General features: G+C 71.1%; 28 protein-coding genes and 1 pseudogene. 19 read left to right on the top strand and 10 right to left on the bottom strand.

Going from position 1 to position 23,947, the window contains the following annotated elements:
- Positions 1-3 precede the first annotated feature (3 nt).
- From ACZ60E_RS42130 to ACZ60E_RS42120, 3 genes are all read left to right on the top strand, one after another.
- The gene (locus ACZ60E_RS42130) at positions 4-456 is read left to right on the top strand and encodes a type II toxin-antitoxin system RatA family toxin (protein ID WP_469447518.1); all 453 of its coding nucleotides are present in this window, start codon (positions 4-6) and stop codon (positions 454-456) included.
- A 101-nt stretch (positions 457-557) separates the two neighbouring features.
- Positions 558-1,484: an ABC transporter ATP-binding protein gene (locus ACZ60E_RS42125; protein WP_469447516.1), complete on the top strand. Its 927-nt coding sequence runs from the start codon at positions 558-560 to the stop codon at positions 1,482-1,484.
- Complete coding sequence (locus ACZ60E_RS42120; protein ID WP_469447514.1) at positions 1,481-2,248, top strand: ABC transporter permease; 768 nt, start codon at positions 1,481-1,483, stop codon at positions 2,246-2,248. Before ACZ60E_RS42125 ends, ACZ60E_RS42120 begins: the two co-directional genes overlap by 4 nt.
- Before the next feature lie 84 nt (positions 2,249-2,332).
- On the opposite strand, the gene ACZ60E_RS42115 is transcribed toward ACZ60E_RS42120, so the two are convergent.
- Positions 2,333-2,833, bottom strand: coding sequence for an NUDIX hydrolase (locus ACZ60E_RS42115; RefSeq protein WP_469447512.1), 501 nt, complete (start codon positions 2,831-2,833; stop codon positions 2,333-2,335).
- Positions 2,834-2,905: 72 nt separating this feature from the next.
- Between ACZ60E_RS42115 and ACZ60E_RS42110 the strand changes: the two genes are divergently transcribed.
- The 7 genes from ACZ60E_RS42110 to ACZ60E_RS42080 all read left to right on the top strand — a co-directional run bounded on the left by ACZ60E_RS42110 (position 2,906) and on the right by ACZ60E_RS42080 (position 9,320).
- Positions 2,906-3,700, top strand: a complete 795-nt coding sequence (locus ACZ60E_RS42110; RefSeq protein ID WP_469447510.1) for a HipA family kinase — start codon at positions 2,906-2,908, stop codon at positions 3,698-3,700.
- Positions 3,697-4,119 carry a DUF3037 domain-containing protein gene (locus ACZ60E_RS42105; RefSeq protein ID WP_469447508.1) on the top strand — a complete coding sequence of 141 codons (423 nt, stop codon included), beginning with the start codon at positions 3,697-3,699 and terminating at the stop codon, positions 4,117-4,119. Before ACZ60E_RS42110 ends, ACZ60E_RS42105 begins: the two co-directional genes overlap by 4 nt.
- Positions 4,120-4,301: 182 nt before the next feature.
- A complete protein-coding gene (gene fabG / locus ACZ60E_RS42100; protein WP_107018672.1) occupies positions 4,302-5,063 on the top strand; it encodes a 3-oxoacyl-ACP reductase FabG in 762 nt (253 codons plus the stop codon).
- Between the two features lie 16 nt (positions 5,064-5,079).
- Complete coding sequence (locus ACZ60E_RS42095; RefSeq protein WP_385837527.1) at positions 5,080-5,838, top strand: SDR family oxidoreductase; 759 nt, start codon at positions 5,080-5,082, stop codon at positions 5,836-5,838.
- 242 nt (positions 5,839-6,080) lie between these two features.
- Positions 6,081-7,670, top strand: coding sequence for an ABC transporter substrate-binding protein (locus tag ACZ60E_RS42090; protein ID WP_469447506.1), 1,590 nt, complete (start codon positions 6,081-6,083; stop codon positions 7,668-7,670).
- Positions 7,671-7,760: 90 nt separating this feature from the next.
- Positions 7,761-8,444 (top strand): uracil-DNA glycosylase, encoded by a 684-nt coding sequence (gene ung, locus ACZ60E_RS42085; protein ID WP_384814599.1) that lies wholly within the window; start codon positions 7,761-7,763, stop codon positions 8,442-8,444.
- Positions 8,445-8,717: 273 nt separating this feature from the next.
- On the top strand, positions 8,718-9,320 hold the full coding sequence (locus ACZ60E_RS42080) for a hypothetical protein (RefSeq protein ID WP_469447504.1): 603 nt from the start codon (positions 8,718-8,720) through the stop codon (positions 9,318-9,320).
- 60 nt (positions 9,321-9,380) lie between these two features.
- Here ACZ60E_RS42080 and ACZ60E_RS42075 read toward each other — a convergent pair whose 3' ends face one another.
- The 3 genes from ACZ60E_RS42075 to ACZ60E_RS42065 all read right to left on the bottom strand — a co-directional run bounded on the left by ACZ60E_RS42075 (position 9,381) and on the right by ACZ60E_RS42065 (position 11,010).
- Positions 9,381-9,854 (bottom strand): hypothetical protein, encoded by a 474-nt coding sequence (locus ACZ60E_RS42075; protein WP_469447502.1) that lies wholly within the window; start codon positions 9,852-9,854, stop codon positions 9,381-9,383.
- A 100-nt stretch (positions 9,855-9,954) separates the two neighbouring features.
- Positions 9,955-10,467 (bottom strand): DinB family protein, encoded by a 513-nt coding sequence (locus ACZ60E_RS42070; RefSeq protein ID WP_469447500.1) that lies wholly within the window; start codon positions 10,465-10,467, stop codon positions 9,955-9,957.
- Positions 10,468-10,581: 114 nt separating this feature from the next.
- Positions 10,582-11,010, bottom strand: a complete 429-nt coding sequence (locus ACZ60E_RS42065; protein WP_469447498.1) for an ATP-binding protein — start codon at positions 11,008-11,010, stop codon at positions 10,582-10,584.
- A 156-nt stretch (positions 11,011-11,166) separates the two neighbouring features.
- On the opposite strand from ACZ60E_RS42065, the gene ACZ60E_RS42060 reads away from it, so the two are divergent.
- From ACZ60E_RS42060 to ACZ60E_RS42050, 3 genes are all read left to right on the top strand, one after another.
- On the top strand, positions 11,167-12,426 hold the full coding sequence (locus ACZ60E_RS42060) for an XRE family transcriptional regulator (protein WP_469447496.1): 1,260 nt from the start codon (positions 11,167-11,169) through the stop codon (positions 12,424-12,426).
- Positions 12,423-12,950 carry a GNAT family N-acetyltransferase gene (locus tag ACZ60E_RS42055; protein WP_469447494.1) on the top strand — a complete coding sequence of 176 codons (528 nt, stop codon included), beginning with the start codon at positions 12,423-12,425 and terminating at the stop codon, positions 12,948-12,950. The genes ACZ60E_RS42060 and ACZ60E_RS42055 overlap by 4 nt, the downstream gene beginning before the upstream one ends.
- Before the next feature lie 97 nt (positions 12,951-13,047).
- Positions 13,048-13,971: a Gfo/Idh/MocA family protein gene (locus tag ACZ60E_RS42050; protein WP_384815969.1), complete on the top strand. Its 924-nt coding sequence runs from the start codon at positions 13,048-13,050 to the stop codon at positions 13,969-13,971.
- Here ACZ60E_RS42050 and lnt read toward each other — a convergent pair.
- The 3 genes from lnt to ACZ60E_RS42035 form a co-directional block, all read right to left on the bottom strand.
- A complete protein-coding gene (lnt, locus tag ACZ60E_RS42045; RefSeq protein ID WP_469447492.1) occupies positions 13,877-15,520 on the bottom strand; it encodes an apolipoprotein N-acyltransferase in 1,644 nt (547 codons plus the stop codon). The two genes, ACZ60E_RS42050 and lnt, sit on opposite strands and share 95 nt — an antisense overlap.
- A 132-nt stretch (positions 15,521-15,652) precedes the next feature.
- Positions 15,653-16,138, bottom strand: coding sequence for a nuclear transport factor 2 family protein (locus ACZ60E_RS42040; protein WP_384815975.1), 486 nt, complete (start codon positions 16,136-16,138; stop codon positions 15,653-15,655).
- 52 nt (positions 16,139-16,190) lie between these two features.
- Positions 16,191-16,802: a TetR/AcrR family transcriptional regulator gene (locus ACZ60E_RS42035; RefSeq protein WP_453795638.1), complete on the bottom strand. Its 612-nt coding sequence runs from the start codon at positions 16,800-16,802 to the stop codon at positions 16,191-16,193.
- Positions 16,803-16,930: 128 nt separating this feature from the next.
- On the opposite strand from ACZ60E_RS42035, the gene ACZ60E_RS42030 reads away from it, so the two are divergent.
- Both ACZ60E_RS42030 and ACZ60E_RS42025 read left to right on the top strand, forming a co-directional pair.
- Positions 16,931-17,371, top strand: coding sequence for a nuclear transport factor 2 family protein (locus tag ACZ60E_RS42030; protein WP_469447489.1), 441 nt, complete (start codon positions 16,931-16,933; stop codon positions 17,369-17,371).
- On the top strand, positions 17,368-18,249 hold the full coding sequence (locus tag ACZ60E_RS42025; RefSeq protein ID WP_469447487.1) for an NmrA family NAD(P)-binding protein: 882 nt from the start codon (positions 17,368-17,370) through the stop codon (positions 18,247-18,249). Before ACZ60E_RS42030 ends, ACZ60E_RS42025 begins: the two co-directional genes overlap by 4 nt.
- A gap of 144 nt (positions 18,250-18,393) precedes the next feature.
- Here ACZ60E_RS42025 and ACZ60E_RS42020 read toward each other — a convergent pair whose 3' ends face one another.
- Together ACZ60E_RS42020 and ACZ60E_RS42015 are read right to left on the bottom strand one after the other, a co-directional pair.
- The gene (locus tag ACZ60E_RS42020; RefSeq protein WP_384815986.1) at positions 18,394-18,573 is read right to left on the bottom strand and encodes a hypothetical protein; all 180 of its coding nucleotides are present in this window, start codon (positions 18,571-18,573) and stop codon (positions 18,394-18,396) included.
- 124 nt (positions 18,574-18,697) lie between these two features.
- On the bottom strand, positions 18,698-18,973 hold the full coding sequence (locus ACZ60E_RS42015; protein ID WP_469447593.1) for a winged helix-turn-helix transcriptional regulator: 276 nt from the start codon (positions 18,971-18,973) through the stop codon (positions 18,698-18,700).
- 168 nt (positions 18,974-19,141) lie between these two features.
- Here ACZ60E_RS42015 and ACZ60E_RS42010 point away from each other — a divergent pair, with 168 nt between their 5' ends.
- Complete coding sequence (locus ACZ60E_RS42010; protein WP_469447485.1) at positions 19,142-19,702, top strand: carboxymuconolactone decarboxylase family protein; 561 nt, start codon at positions 19,142-19,144, stop codon at positions 19,700-19,702.
- Positions 19,703-20,020: 318 nt separating this feature from the next.
- Here ACZ60E_RS42010 and ACZ60E_RS42005 read toward each other — a convergent pair whose 3' ends face one another.
- Complete coding sequence (locus ACZ60E_RS42005) at positions 20,021-20,896, bottom strand: undecaprenyl-diphosphate phosphatase (RefSeq protein ID WP_384815991.1); 876 nt, start codon at positions 20,894-20,896, stop codon at positions 20,021-20,023.
- Between the two features lie 306 nt (positions 20,897-21,202).
- Between ACZ60E_RS42005 and ACZ60E_RS42000 the strand changes: the two genes are divergently transcribed.
- The 3 genes and pseudogenes from ACZ60E_RS42000 to ACZ60E_RS41990 form a co-directional block, all read left to right on the top strand.
- Complete coding sequence (locus ACZ60E_RS42000; protein WP_469447483.1) at positions 21,203-22,468, top strand: Gfo/Idh/MocA family protein; 1,266 nt, start codon at positions 21,203-21,205, stop codon at positions 22,466-22,468.
- The gene (locus tag ACZ60E_RS41995) at positions 22,465-23,409 is read left to right on the top strand and encodes a DUF6807 domain-containing protein (protein ID WP_469447481.1); all 945 of its coding nucleotides are present in this window, start codon (positions 22,465-22,467) and stop codon (positions 23,407-23,409) included. The genes ACZ60E_RS42000 and ACZ60E_RS41995 overlap by 4 nt, the downstream gene beginning before the upstream one ends.
- Positions 23,406-23,855: pseudogene (locus tag ACZ60E_RS41990) on the top strand (cupin domain-containing protein); the annotation flags it as partial. The gene ACZ60E_RS41995 and the pseudogene ACZ60E_RS41990, both read left to right, overlap by 4 nt.
- Between the last annotated feature and the right edge of the window lie 92 nt (positions 23,856-23,947).

Raw genomic sequence — 23,947 nt, 5'->3', positions numbered from 1 at the left:
GACATGCCCGTGGTGACGGTCAGCGAACGCCTGCACGCCTCGGCGGAGACGGTGTGGGAGAGGGTCTGCGACGTCGAGTCGTACCCGTCCTTCATGGAAGTGGTCATCTCGACCAAGGTCTACAACGAGAAAGTGCGCGACGACGGCACCAAGGAGGCCATGACCGACTGGGAGGTGCTGCTCAAGGGGTCCGTCCTGAAGTGGACCGAGCACGAGATACGGGATCCCCGCGCCCGCCGTATCCAGTACACGCAGGTCTCGGGCGACCTGGAGGTGTTCCAGGGGTACTGGCAGGTCGTCCGCGAGACCGACTCGGTCACCAGGGTGACCCTGCAGGTGGAGTTCGAGATCGGCATCGCGATGCTCAAACCCATGCTGGAACCCGTCGCCGTACGGGCCATCGAGCGCAACTCCACCGACATGCTCCTGGCGCTCGGGGAGCGCGCCCCCCGGTGACGCCCGGACCGGCGGCACAGGGACCGACACCGCGACCGGCACGACGACCGACACCGCGACCGGCACCGCGGCTGGCACCGGGACTCCGCATCAGGGGACTCGTGAAGTCCTTCGGAGGCAGGCGGGTGCTCGACGAGGTGGACCTCGTCGCGGAACGCGGAGAGGTGGTCTCCCTGCTCGGACCCAACGGGGCCGGGAAGACCACCCTCGTCTCCGTCGTCGCGGGCCTGCTGCGCCCCGACGCGGGCTCCGTATCGGTTCTCGGCACCGACGTCGTACGCCCCTCCAGCACCTCCAGCCCATCCCGCGCTCCCCGCGCTCCCCGCGTCCCTCGTGCCGCACGCGGCCGGATCGGTCTCGCCGCACAGGACGTGGCCGTCTACCCCACCCACACCGTGGAGGAGAACCTGCGCTTCTTCGGAGCCCTGGCCGGTCTGCGCCGCGGCGAACTGCGCGCCTCCGTCGACACCCTGATCGAGACACTCGACCTGGCGCCGCTGCGCCGACGGCGGGCCCGCGAACTCTCCGGCGGCCAGCAGCGCCGCCTGCACGTGGGCTGCGCGCTGGTCCACCGGCCCCGGCTGATCCTGCTCGACGAACCCACCGCGGGCGCGGACCCGCAGACCCGCCGCGCCCTCCTGCGCCAGGTCCGCGCCCTGGCCGACGACGGCAGCACCGTCCTGTACACCACGCACTATCTGCAGGAGGTGGAGGAACTGGACGCACGGGTCGTCGTGCTCGGCGACGGCCGGGTGCGGGAGGACGCGGGCGTGGACCAGCTCATCGCGCGCTACACCCGCAGCGAACTGGTGCTGAAGTTCGCCGGGGACGCCCCGGAGCTGCCCTGGCCCGGTGCCAGAGTGGCCGGTGACACGGTGTTCCTGCCCACGGACCGGCCCGGCGTCGACCTGGTCAAGGCGGTGGAACTGACCGGGCAGGACCGCGAACGCCTGCGGGCGGTGGAGCTGTCCCGCGCCGGACTCGAAGCCGCGTACCTGGAACTGCTCGGGGCGGAGCGGGACAAGTGAACCGCGCCCTGACGGTGGCCCGGCACGATCTGGTCTGGCTGCGCCGCGATCCGGCGCCGGTCATCACCATGCTGCTCACGCCCGCGCTGCTCATGTTCTTCATCAAGCCCCTGTACGTCGGGGCCCTGGACCGGCTCGGCTACCGCGGCGTCAACGGCGCCGAACTGGCGGTGCCCGGCATGACGGTGATGTTCTCCTTCTTCATGGCGGGCCTCGTCACGGAGTCCGTCTTCCGCGAGCACGGCCTCAACACCTGGGCGCGGCTGCGGGTCTCACCCCTGCGCGACACCGAGCTGATGACGGGGAAGGTGGCGCCCTGTCTGGTCCTGGTCATGGCCCAGTCCTGTGCGCTGTTCCTGCTCGGCCGGACGCTCATGGACCTGCGTGTACGAGGCAGTCTGCTCGCCCTGCTGGCCGTCATGGCCGCGCTGTCCGTCTGCGTGGTGGCCTTCTCCTTCCTGTTGTGTGCCGTCGCCCGGACACGTCGGCAGGCCTTCGCCTACGAGCGGGTGACGACGCTGGTCTGGGTGATCCTCGGCGGCACCCTCGTCCCGACGGAGCTGATGGCCGACTGGGTCGGCGCGCTCGCCAGGTTCACCCCGGTGTACTGGGCGAGCCACGGCTACCGCGAGGTGATCCTCAACAGCGAGGGGGTGGCCGGAGTGCTCCCGCACGTCGGGGTTCTGTGCGGATTCGCCGCCCTGTTCGTCGCGCTGGCGGTATGGAGGTTCAACGGCGAGGCCGACAAGCAGCATTGGGACTGAGGGCGCGGCGGGTGGAACCGAGGGCGCCTCGGTGGAGAGGTCGCCAGGTCGGCCAGGCCTGCCCGGTTGGTCCGGTCGGCCAGGTCAGGCCACGACCTGCGCGATGAGATCGTGCACGAGATGGTTCCCCGGCGCGCAGTTCTCCTTGAGCCGGTGGATCTCGCCCGGACCGAACCAGTGGTAGGCGGAGTTCTTCGACCACTCCAGGGCCGGACGGGACAGATCTCCGTCCACCTCGACGAGATAGTCGGCCTCGTGCCGCAGCGTGCCCCCGTCGTCCCCGGCCCACTGGGTGACCCGCAGCAGCCGGCGTACCCGGCGCAGGCGCCAGCCCGTCTCCTCCTCGACCTCGCGGGCCAGGGCTCCGAGCAGGGTCTCACCAGCTTCGACATGCCCGCCGACGACGTCCCAGATACCGGGGAACAGCCGCCGGTCGGGCCCGCGCTTCTGCGCGAACGCCTCGGCCCGCTCGTTCAGGATCACCGCCCGGACGGTCCACACCTCGCCCTCCGCCGGACAGGGCACCTCGACGCCGGGATCCACCAGGACCGCCCCGGCCCCCTCGGACCTGTCTGGCTCGGACATGCCGTCCACCCTAGCCGCCGCGATCGGGGAGCCTCCGGAGGACGACTGCCGCAGCCCCTATAACCTGGGGAAATGCTGACAGAAGTCACCGCGACCCGCTACATCACGCCCCTGCGTGAGGGCGGCTCGCTCCCGGGCATCGTCGAGGCCGACGACCTGGGCACGTACGTCATGAAGTTCACCGGCGCCGGACAGGGGCGCAAGACCCTCGTCGCGGAGGTCGTCTGCGGTGAACTCGCCCGGCGCCTGGGCCTGCGCGTACCGGGACTCGTCACGATCGGGCTCGATCCGGTCATCGGACTCGGCGAACCCGACCAGCAGGTGCAGGAGTTGCTCAAGTCGAGCGGCGGGCTGAACCTCGGCATGGACTTCCTCTCCCGGGCGATCGGGTTCGACTCCCTCGCGCACGAGGTGAGCCCGGAAGAGGCCGGGAAGGTCGTCTGGTTCGACGCGCTGGTCAACAACGTCGACCGGTCGTGGCGCAACCCCAACATGCTGTTCCGGGACGGCGATCTGTGGCTCATCGACCACGGCGCCACCATGATCTGGCACCACAACTGGCCGGGCGCACAGGCCTCGGCGGCCAAGCCGTACGACGCCACCGACCACGCCCTCGCCCCCTTCGGCCCCGACATCCCGGCCGCCGCAGCGGAGTTGGGGCCGCGTGTCACGGCGGAACTGCTCGCCGAGGTGACCGCCGCGATCCCCGAGGAGTGGCTGAAGGACGAGCCGGGCTTCGACTCGGCCGACGCGCTCCGGCAGGCGTACGCGCGACCCCTCCTCGCCCGCGCCGCCACCATCCACGAGCGCATCCGCCTCCAGGGCGACACCACTGGCAGCAGTGACATCCGGAAGGGCACGAAGTGAGCGAGCGCGACGGCCGGGACGGCCGTGTGGGCGATGTCGTCGACCGGGTCGTCTACGAGTACGCGGTGCTGCGCGTCGTGCCGCGCGTCGAGCGGGGGGAGTACTTCAACGCGGGAGTGCTCGTGTACTGCCGCGCGCACTCCTTCGTGGCCGCCCGCACCCACCTCGACGAGACCAAGCTGCTCGCGCTCGACCCGGCGGCGGACGCGCCGGGCGTACGGGCCGCGCTGCGGGCCGTCGAGGGGGTCTGCGCCGGGGGCGCGGCGGCCGGACAGGCCGCGGGCGACGACGCCGGACGGCGGTTCCGCTGGCTGATCGCACCCCGCTCGACGGTCGTGCAGCCGGGGCCCGTGCACACCGGTCTCACCGCCGATCCCGAGGCCGAGACGGCACGCCTGCTCGACCTGCTCGTCAGGTGAGGGGTCACCTTTCCGCCGCGGACGGGCCGGCTCCCGGCCGGGTGATGGATCACATGGGCGCGGTGTGCCGTTGACACTGGGTGCCAAGGCTTCTAGCGTCTCGTCCGTTGAAGGTACTAAGCGGTCGCTCACCAGTGGGGTGTACCGTTCAAGGGCTTCCCCAAGGGCGAGGAGAACCAGCAATGTCCACCACTGAGCAGCGCGTCGCCGTAGTCACCGGTGCCGCGCGCGGCATCGGCGCCGCGACCGCCGTACGACTGGCCGCCGAAGGCCGTGCCGTCGCGGTGATCGACCTCGACGAGGCCGCGTGCAAGGACACCGTCGAGAAGATCACCGCCGCCGGTGGCCGGGCGATCGCGGTGGGCGCCGACGTCTCCGACGAGGCGCAGGTCGAGGCCGCCGTGGCGCGGGTCGCCCAGGAGCTCGGGGCGCCGACGATCCTGGTGAACAACGCGGGCGTGCTCCGCGACAACCTGCTGTTCAAGATGAGCGTCTCCGACTGGGACACCGTCCTGAACGTGCACCTGCGCGGCTCCTTCCTGATGACGCGGGCCGTCCAGAAGTACATGGTGGAGGCCAAGTTCGGCCGGGTCGTCAACCTCTCCTCGTCCTCGGCGCTCGGCAACCGCGGCCAGGTCAACTACTCCGCCGCCAAGGCCGGTCTGCAGGGCTTCACCAAGACCCTCGCGTTCGAGCTCGGCAAGTTCGGCGTCACCGCGAACGCCGTGGCGCCCGGCTTCATCGTGACGGACATGACCGCCGCGACCGCCGAGCGGGTCGGCATGGGCTTCGAGGAGTTCCAGGCCGCCGCCGCCACCCAGATCCCGGTCCAGCGCGTGGGCAACCCGGACGACATCGCCAACGCGATCGCCTTCTTCACGGGCGACGCCGCCGGATTCGTCTCCGGCCAGGTGCTGTACGTGGCCGGCGGACCGCTCAACTAGGACTGGGGACAGGGACATGACCACTGTGGAACTCTCGGGCAAGGTCGCCCTCGTCACCGGCGCCAGCCGCGGCATCGGCTACGGCGTCGCGCAGGCGCTGCTGGCCCGTGGCGACCGGGTGTGCATCACCGGCCGCAACGAGGACGCGCTCAAGGAGGCCGTCGAGCAGCTCGGCGCCGACCGCGTCATCGGGGTCGCGGGCAAGGCCCACGACGAGGCCCACCAGGCCGTCGCCGTCGAGCGCACGATGGAGGCGTTCGGCCGGGTCGACTTCCTGGTCAACAACGCCGGTACGAACCCGGTGTTCGGGCCGATCGCCGACCTCGACCTCAATGTGGCGCGGAAGGTGTTCGAGACCAACGTCGTCTCCGCGCTCGGCTTCGCCCAGCAGACGTGGAAGGCGTGGCAGAGCGCGAACGGCGGCGCGATCGTCAACATCGCCTCCCTCGCGGGTGTCTCGGCCTCGCCGTTCATCGGCGCGTACGGCATGAGCAAGGCCGCGATGATCAACCTGTCCCTCCAGCTGGCGCACGAGTTCGCACCGCTGGTGCGGGTCAACTCGATTGCGCCCGCCGTGGTCAAGACCAAGTTCGCGCAGGCCCTGTACGAGGGTCGCGAGGAGGAGGCCGCCGCGGCGTACCCGCTCGGCAGGCTGGGGGTGCCCTCCGACATCGGGGGAGCCGCCGCCTTCCTCACCTCGGAGCAGTCGGACTGGATCACCGGGCAGACGCTCGTGGTCGACGGCGGGATCTTCCTCAACGCGGGTGTGTCCTGACCGGTGACGACAATAAATTCGGCGTTTTAAACCCTGCGTCGTACACGGGTTTTCCACACGGAAAATTCATGCGGAAAGCGGATATGTTCCGCACAGATTCCAAACAAGAGCCGCAGAGCCGAAAAATATCGAACAAATGATGTTCGTGCACGTCAAGTGCCCCGCCGTCAGAGCCGTTTGACGGGCGGGGCACTGCGATATGGTCCTGCCCACTTTGGCGGGGCTCATCGAGGAGCGTGCGCGTGTTGAAGCGGAACCGGTCCCTGCGGCACTTGTCGGTGATCGCGTCCATCACCTCCATGTCCCTGGTCTCAGGATGCGGAGTGCTGTCCTCGGACACGTCCGAGGGCGAGGGCCCGATCATCGTGGGCACGACCAGCGCACCCAGCACGCTCGACCCCGCCGCTTCCTGGGACGGGTCGTGGGAGCTGTTCCGCAACGTCTACCAGACCCTCCTCAGCTACCCGTCCGGCGCGTCCGCGCCCGAGCCGGACGCCGCCGAGAGCTGCCGCTTCACCGACGACGCGAACCGCACGTACAGCTGCACCCTGCGCGAGGGGTTGTCCTTCTCCGACGGGCACGATCTCGACGCCGAGGCAGTGAAATACTCCATCGACCGCATCCGGAAGATCGCCGTGGACGGCGGCCCCGGGGGCCTGCTCGGCAGCCTGGAGCGGGTCGAGACGAAGGGCGCGAACGAGGTCGTCTTCCGCCTCAACAAGCCGGACGCCACCTTCCCCTTCGTGCTCGCCACACCCGCCATGTCGATCGTCGACCCCGAGGAGTACCCGGCCGACGCCCTGCGCGAGGACAGCGAGGTCACGGGGTCGGGACCGTACAGCCTGGAGTCGTACGAGGAGGGGCAGGAGGCCCGGCTCGTCCGCAATGACGACTACAAGGGCTCCGCCGACCGCCAGAACAACGCCGTCACCATCCGGTACTTCCAGGACTCGGGCGAGATGGTGGGCGCCCTGAAGGACCGCAAGATCGACGTCACCCTCCGCGGACTCGCCGCCGAGGACGTCGTCGCCCTGGAGGACCGGCGCGGCAAGGACGACATCCAGCTGGTGGAGGGCGCGGGCACCGAGATCCGCTACCTGGTCTTCAACCCGAAGGACCCGTGGGCCAGGAAGGCGGCGGTCCGCAAGGCCGTCGCGCAGGTCGTCGACCGGCCGGCCATCGCCCACACCATCTACAAGGACACCGTCGAGCCGCTGTACTCCATGGTCCCGAGCGGACTGGCCGGCCACACCACCGGCTTCTTCGACGACTACGGCAGCCCCAGCACCTCCAAGGCCCGGCAGATCCTTCTGGAGGCGGGCATCTCCGAACGCGTACCGCTCACCCTCTGGTACACGACGGACCGGTACGGCTCCACGACCAAGCCCGAGTTCGAGGAGCTGAGGCGCCAGCTCAACGAGACTGGCCTGTTCAGCGTCACCGTCAAGGGCCGCCCCTGGAAGACGTACGAAGCCGGTTACCGCAAGGGCGAGTACCCCGTGTTCGGCCGTGGCTGGTTCCCCGACTTCCCCGACGCCGAGAACTTCATCGCCCCGTTCGTCGGCGAACAGAACGCGCTCGGTACGCCCTACAAGTCGCCCGAGATCACCGACGTCCTGCTGCCGGAGTCGCGCCGCCGGACCGACCGCGGGGACGTCGTCGAGCAGTTCAAGAAGGCGCAGGACATCCTCGTGGACGACGCGCGGCTGCTGCCCCTGTGGCAGGGCAAGCAGTACCTCGCCGCCAGTGAGGAGATCTCCGGCGTCGAGCGGTCCATCGACCCGTCGACGATCATGATGGTGTGGGAGCTGTCCCGCAAGACCAGCTGGTAGCGGGGGAGCCGGCCGGGAGCCCGGCCGATTGTCAGTGGGCGGCGGTAGGTTCTGAGGACCGGAAACAACCGCACCTGTAAGGAAGTTCACGTGACCGACACCGCCATGCTGCCCGAGTCCTGGCGCGGCGTCCTGGGCGAAGAGCTGCAGAAGCCCTACTTCAAGGAGCTCACCGAGTTCGTCGAGGAGGAGCGCGAGAAGGGGCCCGTCTACCCGCCGCGCGACGAGGTCTTCGCCGCACTCGACGCGACTCCTTACGACCGTGTGAAGGTGCTCGTCCTCGGCCAGGACCCCTACCACGGCGAGGGCCAGGGCCACGGCCTGTGCTTCTCGGTCCGGCCCGGCGTGAAGACACCGCCCTCCTTGCGCAACATCTACAAGGAGATGAAGGAGGAGCTGGGCCACCCGGTGCCGGACAACGGCTATCTGATGCCGTGGGCCGAGCAGGGCGTCCTGCTGCTCAACGCGGTGCTGACGGTCCGCTCCGGAGAGGCCAACTCGCACAAGGGCAAGGGCTGGGAGAAGTTCACGGACGCGGTGATCCGGGCCGTGGCCGAGCGGCCCGACCCGGCGGTGTTCGTCCTGTGGGGCAACTACGCGCAGAAGAAGCTCCCGCTCATCGACGAGGAGCGGCACATCGTCGTCAAGGGCGCGCACCCCTCGCCGCTGTCCGCGAAGAAGTTCTTCGGCTCGCACCCCTTCACCCAGATCGACGAGGCGATCGCGAAGCAGGGCCATGAACCGATCGACTGGCGCATCCCGAACATCGGCTGACACCCCACCCGGTCCGCCCCGCCCTGGGCCGGACCGGGCCTCCCGGGTCAGGACTGCTCCCACGGGGGTGGGGCAGTCCTGACCCGGGCCCGGCCGGTTCGTGGCAAGCCGGACCGGACCGCGTCAGTTCGATCCGGCCGTCACCGCGTCGGCCCAGCCGCGTACGGGGCCGCCTCAGCTCGATCGCCCGCGCCTGCCGTTAGCGTCGGGGAGAGGCGACAACGGCAGGCGCGGGCGCGCCCGCCGGCGGACGAGCGGGTGGAGGGCGACGCGGTGGCGGAGCAGCAGGAGCAGGCGGCGGCGGACGCAATGACGACCAGGATCGGGCAGGCCGTCATGCTTCTCCACGGCGGCGACCGTGAGGAGGCCCGGAGCCGCTTCCTGGACCTGTGGGCGGAGATCGGCGAGGAGGGCGACGCGCTCCACCGCTGCACACTCGCGCACTACATGGCCGACACGCAGGACGATCCCTCGGACGAACTCGCCTGGGACCTGAGGGCCTTGTCGGCGGCGGACGAGCTCACTGATCAACTCACGGACGAGCTCACGGACGACCGGGGCGCGGACCACCCGGAGCGCCACCCGTCCCTCGCCGTACGGGCCTTCTACCCGTCCCTGCATCTGAACCTCGCCGCGGACTACGTGAAGCTCGGCCGCTCCGAGGCGGCCCGCGGCCACCTGGGAGCGGCGCGGGCCGGCGTGGGCGTCCTCGGCGACGACGCCTACGGAGACGGGGTCCGGGCCGGCATCGGCCGCCTGGAGTCGAGGCTGGACCGGGAGGGCCCGGACGGCGCACCCGAGCCCACGCCGAGACGGCCGGGGCAGGGAAGAGGCCCGGGAGGCGAGACGCTGGGGCCGCCGCGTCGGGAGCCCTAGGACGCCGCCGGACCTCCAGACCCAGGCAGACCCAGGCAGCCCCAGTCAGCCCGAGGGGCGTCAACGGCCGTACATGTCCTGGCAGATGGCCGCCTGTGGACTGTCCGCCCGCCAGCCGCCGTACGTCCGGCCCAGCGCGCACACGTCCGTGCCCGTCGACGGCACGGACGCGGGCAGTCGCGGCACGGCCCGGTGCTCGGGCCGCCGGGGCTCCGGGCGCCGCGCCGGTTCGGCGGGGACGTGCCGGGGGTGGTCCGCCGCGGCGGCGGGACCCGCAGGAGGCGTACGGGCCGGTCCGGACGCGGCTGCCGAAGGGCGGCGGGACGGGCCGATGAGCTCCAGGGCCTCGCGGGCCGGGGCCTGGACGACCCGTTGCTCGGCCCTGCCGTCCGGGCGCGGCTCCGACACCGGGGGCGGGACGGACGGCCGGGCGGGGGAAGCAGTTCGCTGGACGGTCACACAGCCCGAGACGGCTGAGACCGCCGAGACGGCCACGGTGACCAGAAGCGTTGCGGTGGTCGCGGTTCGATGCACCCGCGCAACTCTGCTGGTTCCGCCGTGCTTTGGGGAGCTGACAAGCGCACTGTGCCCCGCACGGGTGAAAGCGCGGCGGCCGATGCCGCCCCGGTCGCCCTCAGTCGCCGGTCGCCCCGTCGACGCGCTCGCGGATCAGATCGGCGTGGCCGTTGTGGCGCGCGTACTCCTCGATCATGTGGGTGTAGATCCACCGCAGGTTGAAGGGCTTGTCGGTGAACCTGCTCCGGCCCTCGGACAGGTCGTCCAGGCCGAGAGGCGCCGCGTTGCGGCGGGCGGTCGCGATCTCGCCCTGCCAGGTGGCGTACGCCTCCTTCCAGGTGTCCGCCTCGGTGAGATGGAACTCGCCGTTCGGATCCTCGTCGCTGTAATAGAGCGGCCCGGCGTCGTCGTCCACGAGGACCCTGCGGAACCAGCTGCGTTCCACCTCCGCCATGTGCCGGACGAGCCCGAGGAGGGACAGCTCGGAGGGCGGTACCGCAGCCGTCCTGAGCTGGGAGTCGTCCAGGCCTTCGCACTTCCAGGCCAGGGTCTCCCGGTGGTAGTCCAGCCAGCCCTCCAGCATGGCTCGCTCACCGGCGTCCGTCGCGGGTTCCCTGCGCTCGATCGTCATGACCGCATCATCGCGGACGACCGCTGCCCCGGCCCACCCGATTTCCCGCCCGCACCCCGAGCTGCCGCGCCCCCGCCGCGCCCCGTTCAGCCCGGCTCAGCCCTGCCCCGCTCCTCAGCCGTCGGCCGCCGGCCCGCTCCTCAGTTCGGCCCAGACGGTCTTGCCCCAGCGGTGGGGCTCGGTGCCCCACCGGTCCGCGAGGGCGTCGACCAGGACGAGGCCGCGGCCCCGGATCCGCTCCCCGTCGCAGTCGGTCCGCATCCTCGGGAGGTCGCGGGAGCGGTCGACGACCGCGAGGAGGACGCGGTCGTCGGCGGGGCGCGTGACGACGACCCGGATCACGGAGCAGCACGCGTGGTCGACGGCGTTGGAGACCAGCTCGGTGATGACGCACAGGGCGTCCTCGGTCAGCTCGTCCTGCTGCCAGGCCGCGAGGGCCGTACGCACCAGGCTGCGCGCCGCACCCGCGCTCTCCGGTACGCGTTCGAGCGTCTGTGAGTATCCGGGATGCCCGGTCGGACGTGGTGTTGCCGTCACAGTCATCAGGACCTCGGGGTGCGGGTGTGATGTGCCTTGACCGAGTGAACGGCTTCGGGGCGCGCGGAGGCAGGAAAAATCCCCCCGCGATGGATACGACCCAACCGGATATTTCTCCGCGATCTGTACTCATGGCCAGGAATCACTGCCTACCGTGCATATGTGGACGGCAACGAGCGCTTCATGAGCGCGATGAGCGAGCGGTGCATGACCCAGGCCGAACTGGTCGACGCGGTCAACGTCCGTCTGACCGCCGCCGGACAGGAGGGAACGGTCAGCGACCGGACCGTTCGCTACTGGCGGACCGGAAGAACGAGGTGGCCGCACCCCCGTCAACGCGAGGCGCTGGAGGCAGTATTCGGATGTACGGCCGAGGAACTGGGCTTCAGTCCTCCGGCCCGCAACCGTCCCGCCACCGAACCGGAGGCCCCTGTGGACCGCAGGAACTTCCTCACCGCCACCACCGGAACAGCCGCCGTCGTGACACCGTTCGCCGGTGCGCCGCCCCAGGTGGGCACCTCCGACGTCATCCGGCTGCGCTCCGGCCTGGACGCCCTGATGGCGCTCGACCGCAGCAGAGGCGGCCACGACGGCCTGGAGCGCGCCGCGTTGGCCGGCGCCGCCGAGGCCCTGGAGAAACAACGGCTCGGGGCGACCCAGCGCATCCGCCGCAGACTCTTCTCCGTGGCCGCCGACTACACCGCCACGGCCGCCTGGAGCGCGATCGACGCCCGCCGGATGGACCGCGCCTCCCAACTCCTGGGCCGGGCGCTCTACCTGGCCGGAATGGCCAAGGACCCCGTGGCGGAGCTGCGGGTCTGGAACGCGTACGCGATCCTCGCGCACCACCGGGACGAGTACGCCGAGGCCGTCGACGCCGGTTACGCCGCCCAGGGAACGGCCGTCGCCAGGCGGCTGCCCCTGTACAGCTCCCTGGCCCATGCCAGGACGGCCATCGGCCACTCGAACCTCGGCGACCGGCAGGCCGCCCTGCGCTCCCTGGGACACGCCGGGGACGCCCTGGACAAGGCACGGCCGGACGAGCCCCAGCCGTCGTGGATCGCCTTCTACGGTCCCGCCGAACTGCTCGCCATGACCGCCATCGTGCAGGACCGGAACGGGCGCTTCGCCGAGTCCGAGGCCGCCTCCCACCAGGCCCTGCGGACGATCCCGGCGGAGTTCCGCAGGAACAGGGCCCTGGCCACCGGGCGGCTCGCGCTGGCCCAGCTCCACCAGCGGGACGTCGAGCAGGCGTGCGCGACGGCCGCCTCGGTCTTCCCCCTGATGTCGGGCCATCCGATCCCGGGCCGGATGCGCTCCCTGCTCGGCGACTACTACCGGGACCTGATCACTCTTGCGCCGGACGCCGGGATCGCCCGAGAGTGGGGAGACCGCTACCGATCCGAATGGAGCCGACTGTGAGCGCCGATGGCCTGGACATCCGCCGCTTCGGGCACGACGACCTGCCGCGGATCCGGCAGACGATCATCGACCTGCACGCCGCGGCGGCGGGCCCCGACCGGGACGACGACTTCAAGAAGAAGTTCCCCTGGTTCGTGGACCACTGGGGCGGCAATCCGGCGTTCGCCTGCGTCATCGCGTACGAGGGCGGCGAGGCCATGGGGTTCGCGTACGGCGCCCCGGCGGTCGAGGGCCGCGAGTGGTGGCGCGAGCATCTCGACGAGGCCCCCAAGAAAGCGGTGACCTTCTCCTACTCCGAGCTGGCCGTTCATCCGAACTGGCGGAAGCGGGGGGTGGCGGACAAACTGTCCCGCGCGCTCCTGGAGGAGCGGCCCGAGGACCTCGCCGTCCTCCTGGTGGACGTCGAGCACCCCCGCGTACAGGCCCTGTACGAGGACTGGGGCTTCCGGAAGGTAGGGGAGCGCCGGCCCTTCCCTGACTCCCCGCTCTACGCGGTGATGCTCGCCGAGCTGCCCCTCGTGTAAACGTCCTGGCCATGGGGCCGCCGCGGTCGCCGTATGCTTCCGACGACGTCGGGGCGCGCGTGCCCCGGACCCGTGTCCTGTCCCGGAGGAGATCCCTGTGAAGGTCGGTTGCATCGGACTCGGCGACATCGCGCTGAAGGCGTATCTGCCGGTGCTCGCCACCCGCCCGGGACTCGAACTGCATCTGCACACGCGGACGCCCGCGACCCTCACCCGGGTCGCCGACAGCCTGCACGTGCCGGACGGGCGGCGGCACACGGACCTCGCCGGACTGCTCGCCCAGGGCCTCGACGCGGCGTTCGTGCACGCGCCCACGCAGGCCCACCCCGAGATCGTGGGCGCGCTGCTCGAAGCGGGCGTCCCCACGTACGTCGACAAGCCGATCGCGTACGAACTCGCCGACTCCGAGCGCCTGGTGCGGCTCGCGGAGGAGCGGAACACCAGCCTGGCCGTCGGTTTCAACCGGCGGTACGCACCCGGGTACGCGCAGTGCGTCGAGCACCCGCGTGAGCTGATCCTGATGCAGAAGAACCGCGTCGGCCTGCCGGAACAGCCCCGCACGATGATCCTCGACGACTTCATCCACGTCGTGGACACCCTGCGGTTCCTGGTACCGGGACCGGTCGACGACGTGACCGTGCGGGCCCGCGTCGAGGACGGGCTGCTCCACCACGTCGTGCTGCAGCTGGCGGGGGAGGGGTTCACGGCACTCGGTGTGATGAACCGGCTGAGCGGTTCCGCCGAGGAGATCCTGGAGGTGTCCGGACAGGACACCAAACGTCAGGTGGTCAACCTCTCCGAGATCGTCGACCACAAGGGGCAGCCGACGGTCCGGCGGCGCGGCGACTGGGTGCCGGTGGCCCGCCAGCGCGGCATCGAGCAGGCCGTACTCGCCTTCCTCGACGCCGTGCGCGCGGGCAAGTTTCTCAGCGCCCGGGACGCGCTGGAGACTCACGAACTGTGCGAGCGCGTGGTGCGTGCGGTGACGGAGCGCTCGCCCCGAGGCGCCGCGACCGCCTGACCCGCAGCGCCCGTAAACCCTCGGTGGCGCCCAGCGCGGCCAGGATCAGCAGGGCCAGATACACCGGCCACTCACCGAAGCGCGCGTACGGGGTGACGCCGTGCGCCAGCGGAACCTCGTACACCGCGGACGTGCGCGCGTCGGTGCCGAGCCAGGAGCCGACGCGCTCCCCGTCGGGACCGTAGACCGCCGAGACGCCGGTGAGCGTCGCGTGGACCATCGGCCGGCCCGTCTCGGCGGCCCGCAGCGCCGCGAGCGAGGCGTGCTGCTCGGGGGCCCAGCTGCTCTGGAACGACGAGGTCGACGACTGGGCGAGCAGCACGTCGGCGCCGTCGCGTGCGAGATGCCGGCTGATGTCGGGGAACGCCGACTCGAAGCAGACCATCGGGCCCACCCTCAGTCCGTCGCCGACGGTCATCACGACCTGCTCGGTGCCGCGCATCCGGTCCTCGCCCGCCGCCTTGCCCACGGAGGTGGCCCAGCCGAGGAGTGAGCGCGCCGGGACGTACTCGCCGAAGGGCACGAGCCGCATCTTGTCGTAGCGGTCACCGGTCGGGCCCTGCGGGCCCACGAGCACGGAACTCTTGTAGATGCCCGGCCGGTCCGAGCGGCGCGCGTCGACGTTGACCATGATGTCGGCGTCGACCTCGCGGGAGAGCGCGGCGAGCCGGTCCGCGAGGTCGGGACGGTCGGCGAGGTCGAAACCGACACTGCTCTCGCCCCACACGACCAGGTCGACGTCCTGCCCGGCGAGCTTCCGGGTGAGCGCCTCCTCGCGCGCGAACCGTTTCTCGGGAGCGCCCGCGCCGTCGATCACGCCGGGCTGCACGACGGCGATCCGGGCCCGCTCGCCGTCCTCCGCCGGCCGGGGCGACCAGACCCAGACCGCCGAGGTCGCCGCGGCCGTCGCGACGAGCCCGGCAATCGCCGGGATCCTGGAGGAGCGCACGGCGACGAGGACGGCGACCGCCACGTTCACGGCGACGAGCAGGAAACTCAGCAGCCACACCCCGCCGACCGAGGCGAGCCGCAGCGCGGGCGCCACGTCCCACTGGCTCGATCCGAGCAGACCCCAGGGGCCGCCCAACCCCTCCCAGGAGCGGACCAGTTCGACCATCAGCCAGCCGGACGGCAGTACGAACAGGGCGGCCAGCACGCGGCCTGCCGAGGGCGTACCGGCCAGGAACCGGCGCACCAGCCAGCCCCACGGAGCCCACAGCGCGCCCAGCAGGGCCGCTATCACGACGGTGAAGACATGCAGGCTCGGCAGCAGCCAGTGGTGCACGGCCAGCATGAAACCGAGCCCGCCGAGCCAGCCGTCGTACGCCGCACGCCGCCCCGTCGGAGCCGAGCGCACGAGCAGGATCCACGGCACCAGCGCCACGTACGCGAACCACCACAGGGACGGCGCGGGGAAGCTCAGCATCGGCAGCGCACCGGCGAGCACGGCCGTCGCGCCGCGCCACCACGGAGAACCGAGACGCGGACCGATCCGCGAGCCGATCCGCGGGCCGAGACCTCGGCGCCAGTCAGTGGCGGACAGGTTCATCCAGCGCCTCCCGCGGCCCTCGAAGTACGGTGCGTGACTCGGTGAGTCGATGGTTTCAGTGACTCCAGTGTGTCCAGTGTGCGGGCACCGAAACGATCAACACACCGGCTGCGCCCGGACGGCCGTCCCGCGTCAAGGAGCGGCCGGCTCCTGGCGGCGCTGCGGGACCCGGCGCCACTTCTCGTGCACGACCACCTCACGCACCCGCCAGCCCTCCGCCGTCCGCAGCAGTCCGAAGTCGTACCGGCCGCCGCACACGAAGTCGGGCTCGGTGGATCCGCCGTCCTGCCCCGCGAACCGCATCGGGTTGACGTAGTCGGCCTGGACCCGGGCGGTGTCACCGCTGTCCTGCTCCAGCAGGCCGAAGCGCACCCGCCGGTTGACGATCAGATGCTGCCGCATCGGGAACAGCTCCATGGTCCGCGAGAGCCAGGCGGCGATCTCCCCGGCGTCCCCCTCGACACCGCCCGCGGACCGGTAGTCCGCCCGTCCGTCGGGTGTGAACAGCCGCCGGTACGCCTCCCAGTCCCCGTCGTCGACCGCCACCGCGTACTCGGTGACCATCTCGTCGACCGCGAGCCGGTCCATCACCGTCGCCAGTTCCACACGCTGCGTCATCGGCTCAGTGTTGGCCACGGGGCGGAGCGCGCCAAGGGGCGTGCAGGGATATTCACCCGGCGTGCGCTGTACGGACGTCCTGGTACGAGCCGTTCAGGAGCTTCGCGGTGTAGGCGGCCAGCTCCGCCCTGAGCTGTTCACGGGAGGCGTCGTGACGGTCCACCAGATGGTCGACGAGGTCGGCGCGGACCGCGGCGAGCAGGGCGTGGGCGGCGAAGTTCCCGTCGCCGAAACCGGGAACGTCCTCCAGGACGCCTCGCAGCGTGCCGTGCCACCAGTCGTAGTGCCCGGCGCCGTAGGGGCTGCCGCTGCCCGCCTCCTCCAGGGCCAGCGAGAGATGGCGGTGGTCGAGCTTGAAGCACAGGAGGGCGTCCAGGAGCGCGGGCGCGCGTTCGGCCGGCGGGGTGCCGGGTCCGAGGGGGCGCGGGCCGTCCACGACGGCCTGGCGGATGGGTTCCAGCCGGGTCTCGTGGAGCGCCCGGATCAGACCGGTGCGGTCGCCGAAGCCGCGGAAGAGCGTGCCCTTGCCGACGCCCGCCTCGGCCGCGATGTCGGCCATGGACACGTGCTGGGGGCTGTCGCTGCGGGCGAAGAGCCGGTCGGCCGCGGCGAGTACCGCTTCCCGGTTGCGGGCGGCGTCCGCACGGGGCTTGCGTTCGGGCACGGGGTCCTCCGGGGGCCGAGGGGCGCGTGGGACACGCGGACGGGTCGACGGGTTGCTTAAGCGGACCGCGGGTCCGTATAGTCGAACTCAAGCGGACCGCTGGTCCGTATCGTATCGGAGGAATTCCCATGACCACGAGCACAGCTGCGACCGCGGGGCCGTCGGACCTGTTCCGCCGGGGCCTGCGGATGCTGATCGACAAGGACATTCCGGCCTGGGTGGGCCTCTGGGACGACCAGGGCGTCCTTGAGTTCCCCTTCGCCCCCGACGGGTGGCCGAAACGGCTGACGGGCAAGGCGGCCGTCGCCGACTACATGCGTCACTATCCCGACCACATCGACCTGCACGACTTTCCCGACGTGAAGATCCATGAGACCGGCGACGCCGGGACGATCGTGGTGGAGATGCGCGGGGTGGGGCTGGTGGTGTCGACGGGGGAGCCGTTCGACATGACCTACATCGCCGTGGTGACGGTCGCCGGCGGACTGATCACGCACTACCGCGACTACTGGAACCCCCTGGCCGTCTCCCCGGGCAGCGCGACCGACTTCACGCGGGGCGACCGATGAGCGCGGGGTCCGCCCCCGCGGCCGTCCTCGTGCTCGGCGCCACGGGCACGACCGGCAGCCGCGTGGTCTCCCGCCTCGCCGGGGAGGGCCACCGGGTCAGGGCGGCCGGGCGCCGGGCCACTCCCGTCGGCGGCGCCGAGGCCGTCCGCTTCGACTGGTACGACCCGGCGACCTACGAGGGGGCGCTGGACGGCGCGGACCGTGTGTACCTCGTCGCGCCCCTGGACTCCGCGACCCCGGCCGACGTCGTGCTGCCCTTCCTGGAGCGGGCGCGTGCGTCCGGAGTGCGCCGGGCGGTGCTCCTCAGTTCCTCCGCGATCGCGGCGGGCGGCCCGGCCGTCGGGCAGGTGCACCAGGCGCTGCCCGGACTGTTCGACGAGTGGGCGGTGCTGCGGCCTTCCTGGTTCATGCAGAACTTCACGGGCGACCACATGCATGCGCGGAGCATCCGCGAGGAGGGGGTCATCGTGACCGCGGCGGGCGAGGGGCGGGTGGCCTTCGTCGACGCCGACGACATCGCGGCCGTCGCCGTGCGCGCGCTGACCGATCGGCGGGCCCCCTGTACCGACCTGGTCGTCACCGGCCCGCAAGCACTGAGTCACACCGAGGTCGCGACGATCCTCACCGAGGTGACCGGGCGCGCGGTGGCCCACCGGCCGCTGCCGTACGAGGAGATGAGGGACCGTCTGGCCGCTTCGATGCCACTGGAGTACGCGGCGATGCTGGCCGGCATGGACCGAGCGAACGCGGAGGGGGCCGAGAACCGCACGACGGACACGGTCCGCCGCCTCACCGGCCGCGGTCCGCGCACCTTCCGCGACCACGTGCTCACCGCGATCGGCGGTACGGGGGTGGCGCGGCCGGCGCCGGTGTCGTGACGGTCGTTCGTCAGGCCGGGGCGCCGGGCCGAGGGGCGATGGAATCGTGCGGGTGGCCGGGGCGCCGGTTGGGGGCCGGGCCGGGCAGGGTCGGCAGAGGTGGGCGGGGCGGGGCGTTTCAATGGGGCCCGTGCGCCCCGCAATTCATGCCGCTTCGACTATTTCTTCGCGTACCGCCGCCGCCCACTGCACGACCAGCAGCTCGTACTCGATGCGCTCCTGGGGCGAGAGGTATCCGCCCGCGCGTATCCATAACGCTCGGATCTGCTCATTCAGTGCGGCCGCTGACCGCACGGAACCAGGGGTCGGAGAATTGGTGGACATGCGCATCAGCGTAAGGCCAAGGACTGACGGTGCGCTACCAGATGACTACCCACGCCGTATGTGGTTGGTCACGCCATAAGCGTTTAAGCAGCACCGAGTTGGGAAACGGGACGGCGGACGCACCTCACTGCCGCTCCGCCCACGTGCGCGACCAGTCCAGCAGAGGACCCATCGCCGCCACGAGCTCGTCGCCCAGCGGGGTCAGGCGCCAGGTGGACCCGTCCGTGGGGGCGGCTATCCCCGCCTCGCGGAGTTCGGTGAGCCGGGCCGACAGCACGCTGGACGACATCGCGTCGCAACGCCGCTGCAGATCGCGGAAGCCCACCGGCGCACCGCCCAGGTGGAGTTCCCAGATCACCCGGAGCGTCCAGCGCCGGCCGAGCAGGTCCAGCGCGGCCATCACGGGGCGCCCGGTCTCCGAACCGCGCACCGGCCGCCCGGGACGGGGTGTCGTGCCCACAACCTCTCCTCCCCGAGCCGGTCGACTCACCGAACCGACAACTCGCCGTGCCGTCCTTTGCGTTCCGACTCTTGCGCTTCTAAAACAGAAGCGCAAGAGTCGGGAGGCATGAAGCAACGCATCGACGGCATCACGCCGCCCTACGATCCCGAGTCCGAGCGCGCCTTACGCCGCTGGATGCCACCCGGCGTCACCCAGGAACCCCTGATGCTCTTCAAGGTCCTGGAACGCCACCCCGACCTCGCCTCCCGCATGCGGGAACTCGGCGGCAGCCTGCTCGTCCACGGCCTGCTCCCCGACGCCGACCGCGAACTGGTCATCTTCCGGGTGGCGGCCCGCTGCGACTGCGACTACGAGTGGGGCGCCCACGCGGTGGCGTACGCCGAGGCCGCGGACCTGACTCCGGAGCAGGTCCCCCTGACGGTGACCGGCACCCCGGACGACCCGGTCTGGACGCCCCGTCAGAGCGCGCTCCTGGCAGCCGTCGACCAGCTCCACGACACGGCCCGCCTCACCGACGAGGCCTGGACCGCGCTCCGCGACCACCTCGGGGAGCAGGAAGCCCTGGAGTTCCTGGTCCTGGCGGGCTGGTACCGCACCATCGCGTACGTGCTCAACGGGCTGCAGATCGGGCGCGAACCCTGGGCGAAGGCCTTCCCCGCCGGCTGACCAGGGAGTACCGGCGTCCGGATTTTATTCGGGTGCCCGCGGGAGCCGTACCCGCTACCGTCATGCACGTCCGGGTGCGAAGGCAGCGGCTACTTCTCCTCTCAAGAGAGAAACACGGGTTCGAATCCCGTCACCGGCTCGCGCCGGTGTCGTCCAGCGGCCCAGGACACTTACGTCGCCGCCGCCGAGTCGGATCTCCGGACACCGAGCACGAAGCCGCCCGCCACGGGGGAACCATGCGGGCGGCTTCGTTCTGTGCACAACCTTGTGGAGCGACACCTCTGTGCCTCCGCGTACCTCTGTACGCGGAGGTGGGCGTCAGCCGGACGACTCCGCCGCGTGCGGGCTCAACGCACCCGTGGCCACCAGAACGATGATCACAATGCCGAGCGCGATGCGGTAGTAGACGAACGGCATGAAGCTCTTGGTCGTGATGAACTTCATGAACCACGCGATGACCGCGTAACCGACCACGAACGCGATGACCGTCGCGAAGATCGTGGGGCCCCACGAGACATGACCGCTCTCGCTGGCGTCCTTCAGCTCGAACGCGCCGGAGGCGAGCACCGCCGGGACGGCCAGCAGGAACGAGTAACGGGCCGCGGCCTCACGGGTGTACCCCATGAGGAGGCCACCGCTGATCGTGGCGCCGGAGCGGGACACACCCGGGACGAGGGCCATCGCCTGGCAGAAGCCGTAGATCAGGCCGTCCTTCACGCTCAGGTCCTTGAGCGACTTGCGCTCGACCGCGGCCCGGTGCTTCCCACCGGACTCGTCACGTGCCGCGAGCCGGTCGGCCACACCCAGGATGATGCCCATCACGATCAGCGTGGTCGCGGTGATGCGCAGATCGCGGAACGGCCCCTCGATGTGGTCCTTGAGGGTGATGCCCAGGACGCCGATCGGGATCGAGCCGACGATCACCAGCCAGCCCATCTGGGCGTCGTGGTCGCTGCGCATCGACTTGTTCACGAGCGAGCGGGACCAGGCCGAGATGATCCGTGCGATGTCCTTGCGGAAGTAGATCAGCACCGCGATCTCCGTGCCGATCTGCGTGATCGCCGTGAAGGCCGCTCCCGGGTCCTCCCAGCCGGCGAACGCCGCGGTGAGCCGCAGGTGCGCGCTGGAGGAGATGGGCAGGAACTCGGTCAGCCCCTGGACGAGTCCGAGGATGAGGGATTCAAACCAAGACATGAAGTTACGTGATCCAAGTGCTGATGGCGGGAGCGCAGCGAATGGGCGGACGGACGTGCCCTGTTGTGGTCTGCGGTGATCAGGCGCGTCCGGGGCAGCGTAGCGCCCCCAGGTGACAGCGCGACGACAGGGCCTCCCCAGAGACGGTCGTGCGAGGTGGTGAGGGTGTTGACCCGCGAGGATGTGCCGCTTACGTTTCCGCGAGGAGTGAAAGCGCTTGCTGTCGCGGGACCGTCTCCTGGTCACCGTGACGGGCAGGCGTCCGCCAGATCCGCTGTCACGTCCGATGGAGTGCTGATCCCGTCCATGCGTACTGCCCGCGACGCCACCACCAGCAAGACGACCGAGCACACCGAGCACGAGGACACCGCACACGAGAGCACGGGACAGCGGAGCGCCGCGCCCGAGCGGCGGTCCGCGGTCCCGCTCGACGGCCGCCGTATCAGGGCCGCCGTCATCGGCACCGGAGCCATCGCCTCCGGCAGCCATCTGCCCGCGCTCGCCGCCCTCGCCGCCGAGGGCGAGGTGGAGATCGTCGCCGCGGTCGACATCGACGCCGACGCGGTCGAGCGCTTCTGCGCCGACGGCGGTGTCCCGCACGGCTACACCGACCTCGACCGGATGCTGGCGGAACAGCGCCCGGACCTCGTCTCCATCTGCACCCCGCCGACCCTGCACCGCGAGCAGACCGTCGCCGCGCTGCGCGCCGGTGCCTGGGTGTGGTGCGAGAAGCCCCCCGTGCCGACCCTCGCCGACTTCGACGCCGTGGAGGCCCAGGAGGGCACCGGCGGCGGCCCCTACGCCTCCATCGTCTTCCAGCACCGGTTCGGCTCCGGCGCGCGCCACGTACGCCGTCTGATCGCCGACCGGGCCATGGGACGGCCCCTGGTGGCCCACTGCCAGACCACCTGGTACCGCGACGCCGCCTACTACGCCGTGCCCTGGCGCGGAAAGTGGGAGACCGAGGGCGGCGGCCCCGCCATGGGCCACGGCATCCACCAGATGGACCTCCTGCTGGACCTGCTCGGACCGTGGAGCGAGGTGCGGGCCATGGCCGGACGCCTGGTGCACGACGTGCAGACGGAGGACGTCTCCACCGCCCTCGTGCGCTTCGCGAGCGGCGCCCTCGCGACCGTGGTGAACAGCGTCCTCAGCCCGGACGAGGTGAGCCGCATCCGGATCGACTGCGAGCGCGCGACGGTCGAACTGACCCATCTCTACGGGCACAGCAACGACAACTGGCGGATCACCCCGGCCCCGGACGCGCCCGCCGAGGACGTGGCGGCGTGGCAGGACTTCGGTACGGACGTGCCCAGTTCGCACCTGGCCCAGTTGCGCGACCTCGTCGCGAGCATGCGCGCGGGTGAACGTCCGCGCAGCAGCGGCGCCGACGGGCGCACCAGCCTCGAACTCATCACCGCGCTCTACAAGTCGGCGTTCACGGACACGACCGTCCGCGCCGGCGAGATCGGCCCCGGCGACTCCTACTACACGGCCCTGCACGGGGGCGCGCCCGGCTGGGACCCCGCGACACCCGCGACACCCGCCACGTACGAGGAGGCATCGGCATGACCGCACGAGGCGGCCTGCGCGTCGTCCACGCCCACGGCGACCGCGTCACGGTCACCGAACCCACCTCCGGCGTGGAGCTGTTCAGCTATGTGTACGGTCCGGAGGCGCCCTGGGAGGCCCCGAAACCGTATCTGCATCCGCTCAGGACACTCGCGGGCAACGTTGTCACGGACTACCGGCCCAACGACCACCGCTGGCACAAGGGCCTGCAGATGACCGCCTCGCATCTGTCGGGGGCGAACCTGTGGGGCGGCAACACATACGTTCACGGGGAGGGGTATCTCGAACTCCCCGAGCGTGTCGGCTCGATGGCGCACGTCACGTTCGACCGGGTCGAGGCGGACAGGACCGGTTCGGGCGGCGCGGTCATCGCCGAGCGGCTCACCTGGCATCCGTACGACGGCTCGCTCTGGGCGGAGGAGGAGCGCCGCATCGAGGTGCACGACGTGGACCCGGCGTCCGGCTCGTGGGCGCTGACCTGGACGACCTCCGTCACCAACCGCCGGGACGAGCCCCTGCGGTTCGGTAGTCCCACGACGGCCGGGCGGGAGATGGCCGGGTACACCGGCCTGTTCTGGCGCGGTCCCCGGGGCTTCCGGGACGGGCGGATCATCGGCCCCGACGCGGAGGGCCCCGGCCTGATGGGGCAGCAGGCGCCCTGGCTCGCGTACTCCGCCGAGCACGATGTCGCCGACGGGCACGCCACCCTCGTCTTCGCGCACGCCCCGGAGAACGACCACACGGGCGAGGGCGGCGCCCACCCCGCCCACTGGTTCGTCCGCAACGAACCCTTCGCGGCCGTCGCGCCCTCCCTCGCCTTCTTCGACGAGCTGGAACTCGCGCCCGGCGACACGCTCACCCGCCGCTACCGCGTCGTCGTCGCGGACGGCGTCCGGGAGCGCGAGGAGATCGCCGAGTACCTGGCGGAGCACCCGTGGTGAGCGGCGCCGAGGATGCGTCGCAGGGCTTTGCCGGCCTGCCCGGCGGGGTCGCCGTCTCGCATCTCTCGGTCTACGACTGGCCCGCCGACGACGGGGTGTGCGGCGGAACTCCCCACCTTCATCTGACCTGTTCGGAGGCGTACGTCGTCACCGGCGGGCGGGGCGCGGTGCAGACCCTGACGACCTCCGGGTACGAGGTCACGCCGCTCGCGCCGGGCGCGGTGGCCTGGTTCACGCCCGGCACGATCCACCGGCTCGTCAACGAGGACGACCTGCGCATCACCGTCCTCATGCAGAACAGCGGGCTCCCCGAGGCGGGCGACGCGGTGCTCACGCTGCCGCCGGAGTACCTGACCGACCCGGAGACGTACGCCGCCGCGACCGTCGTCCCGGCGGACGCGCCCGAGGCGGAGAAGGAGCGGTTCGCCCGGACCCGGCGCGCCCTAGGGCCTGTCTGACAATTCCCGTCTGCCGGGCGACGCCATGCACGCTCCCCCAGCCTCCGGCCGGGGGACCCCCACTCGCCGCACCGGGCACA

The sequence above is a fragment of the Streptomyces sp. NPDC102514 genome, assembly GCF_055584525.1.
Note: the sequence above shows the minus strand (reverse complement) of the source record. Positions and strands in the feature narration are given on the sequence as shown.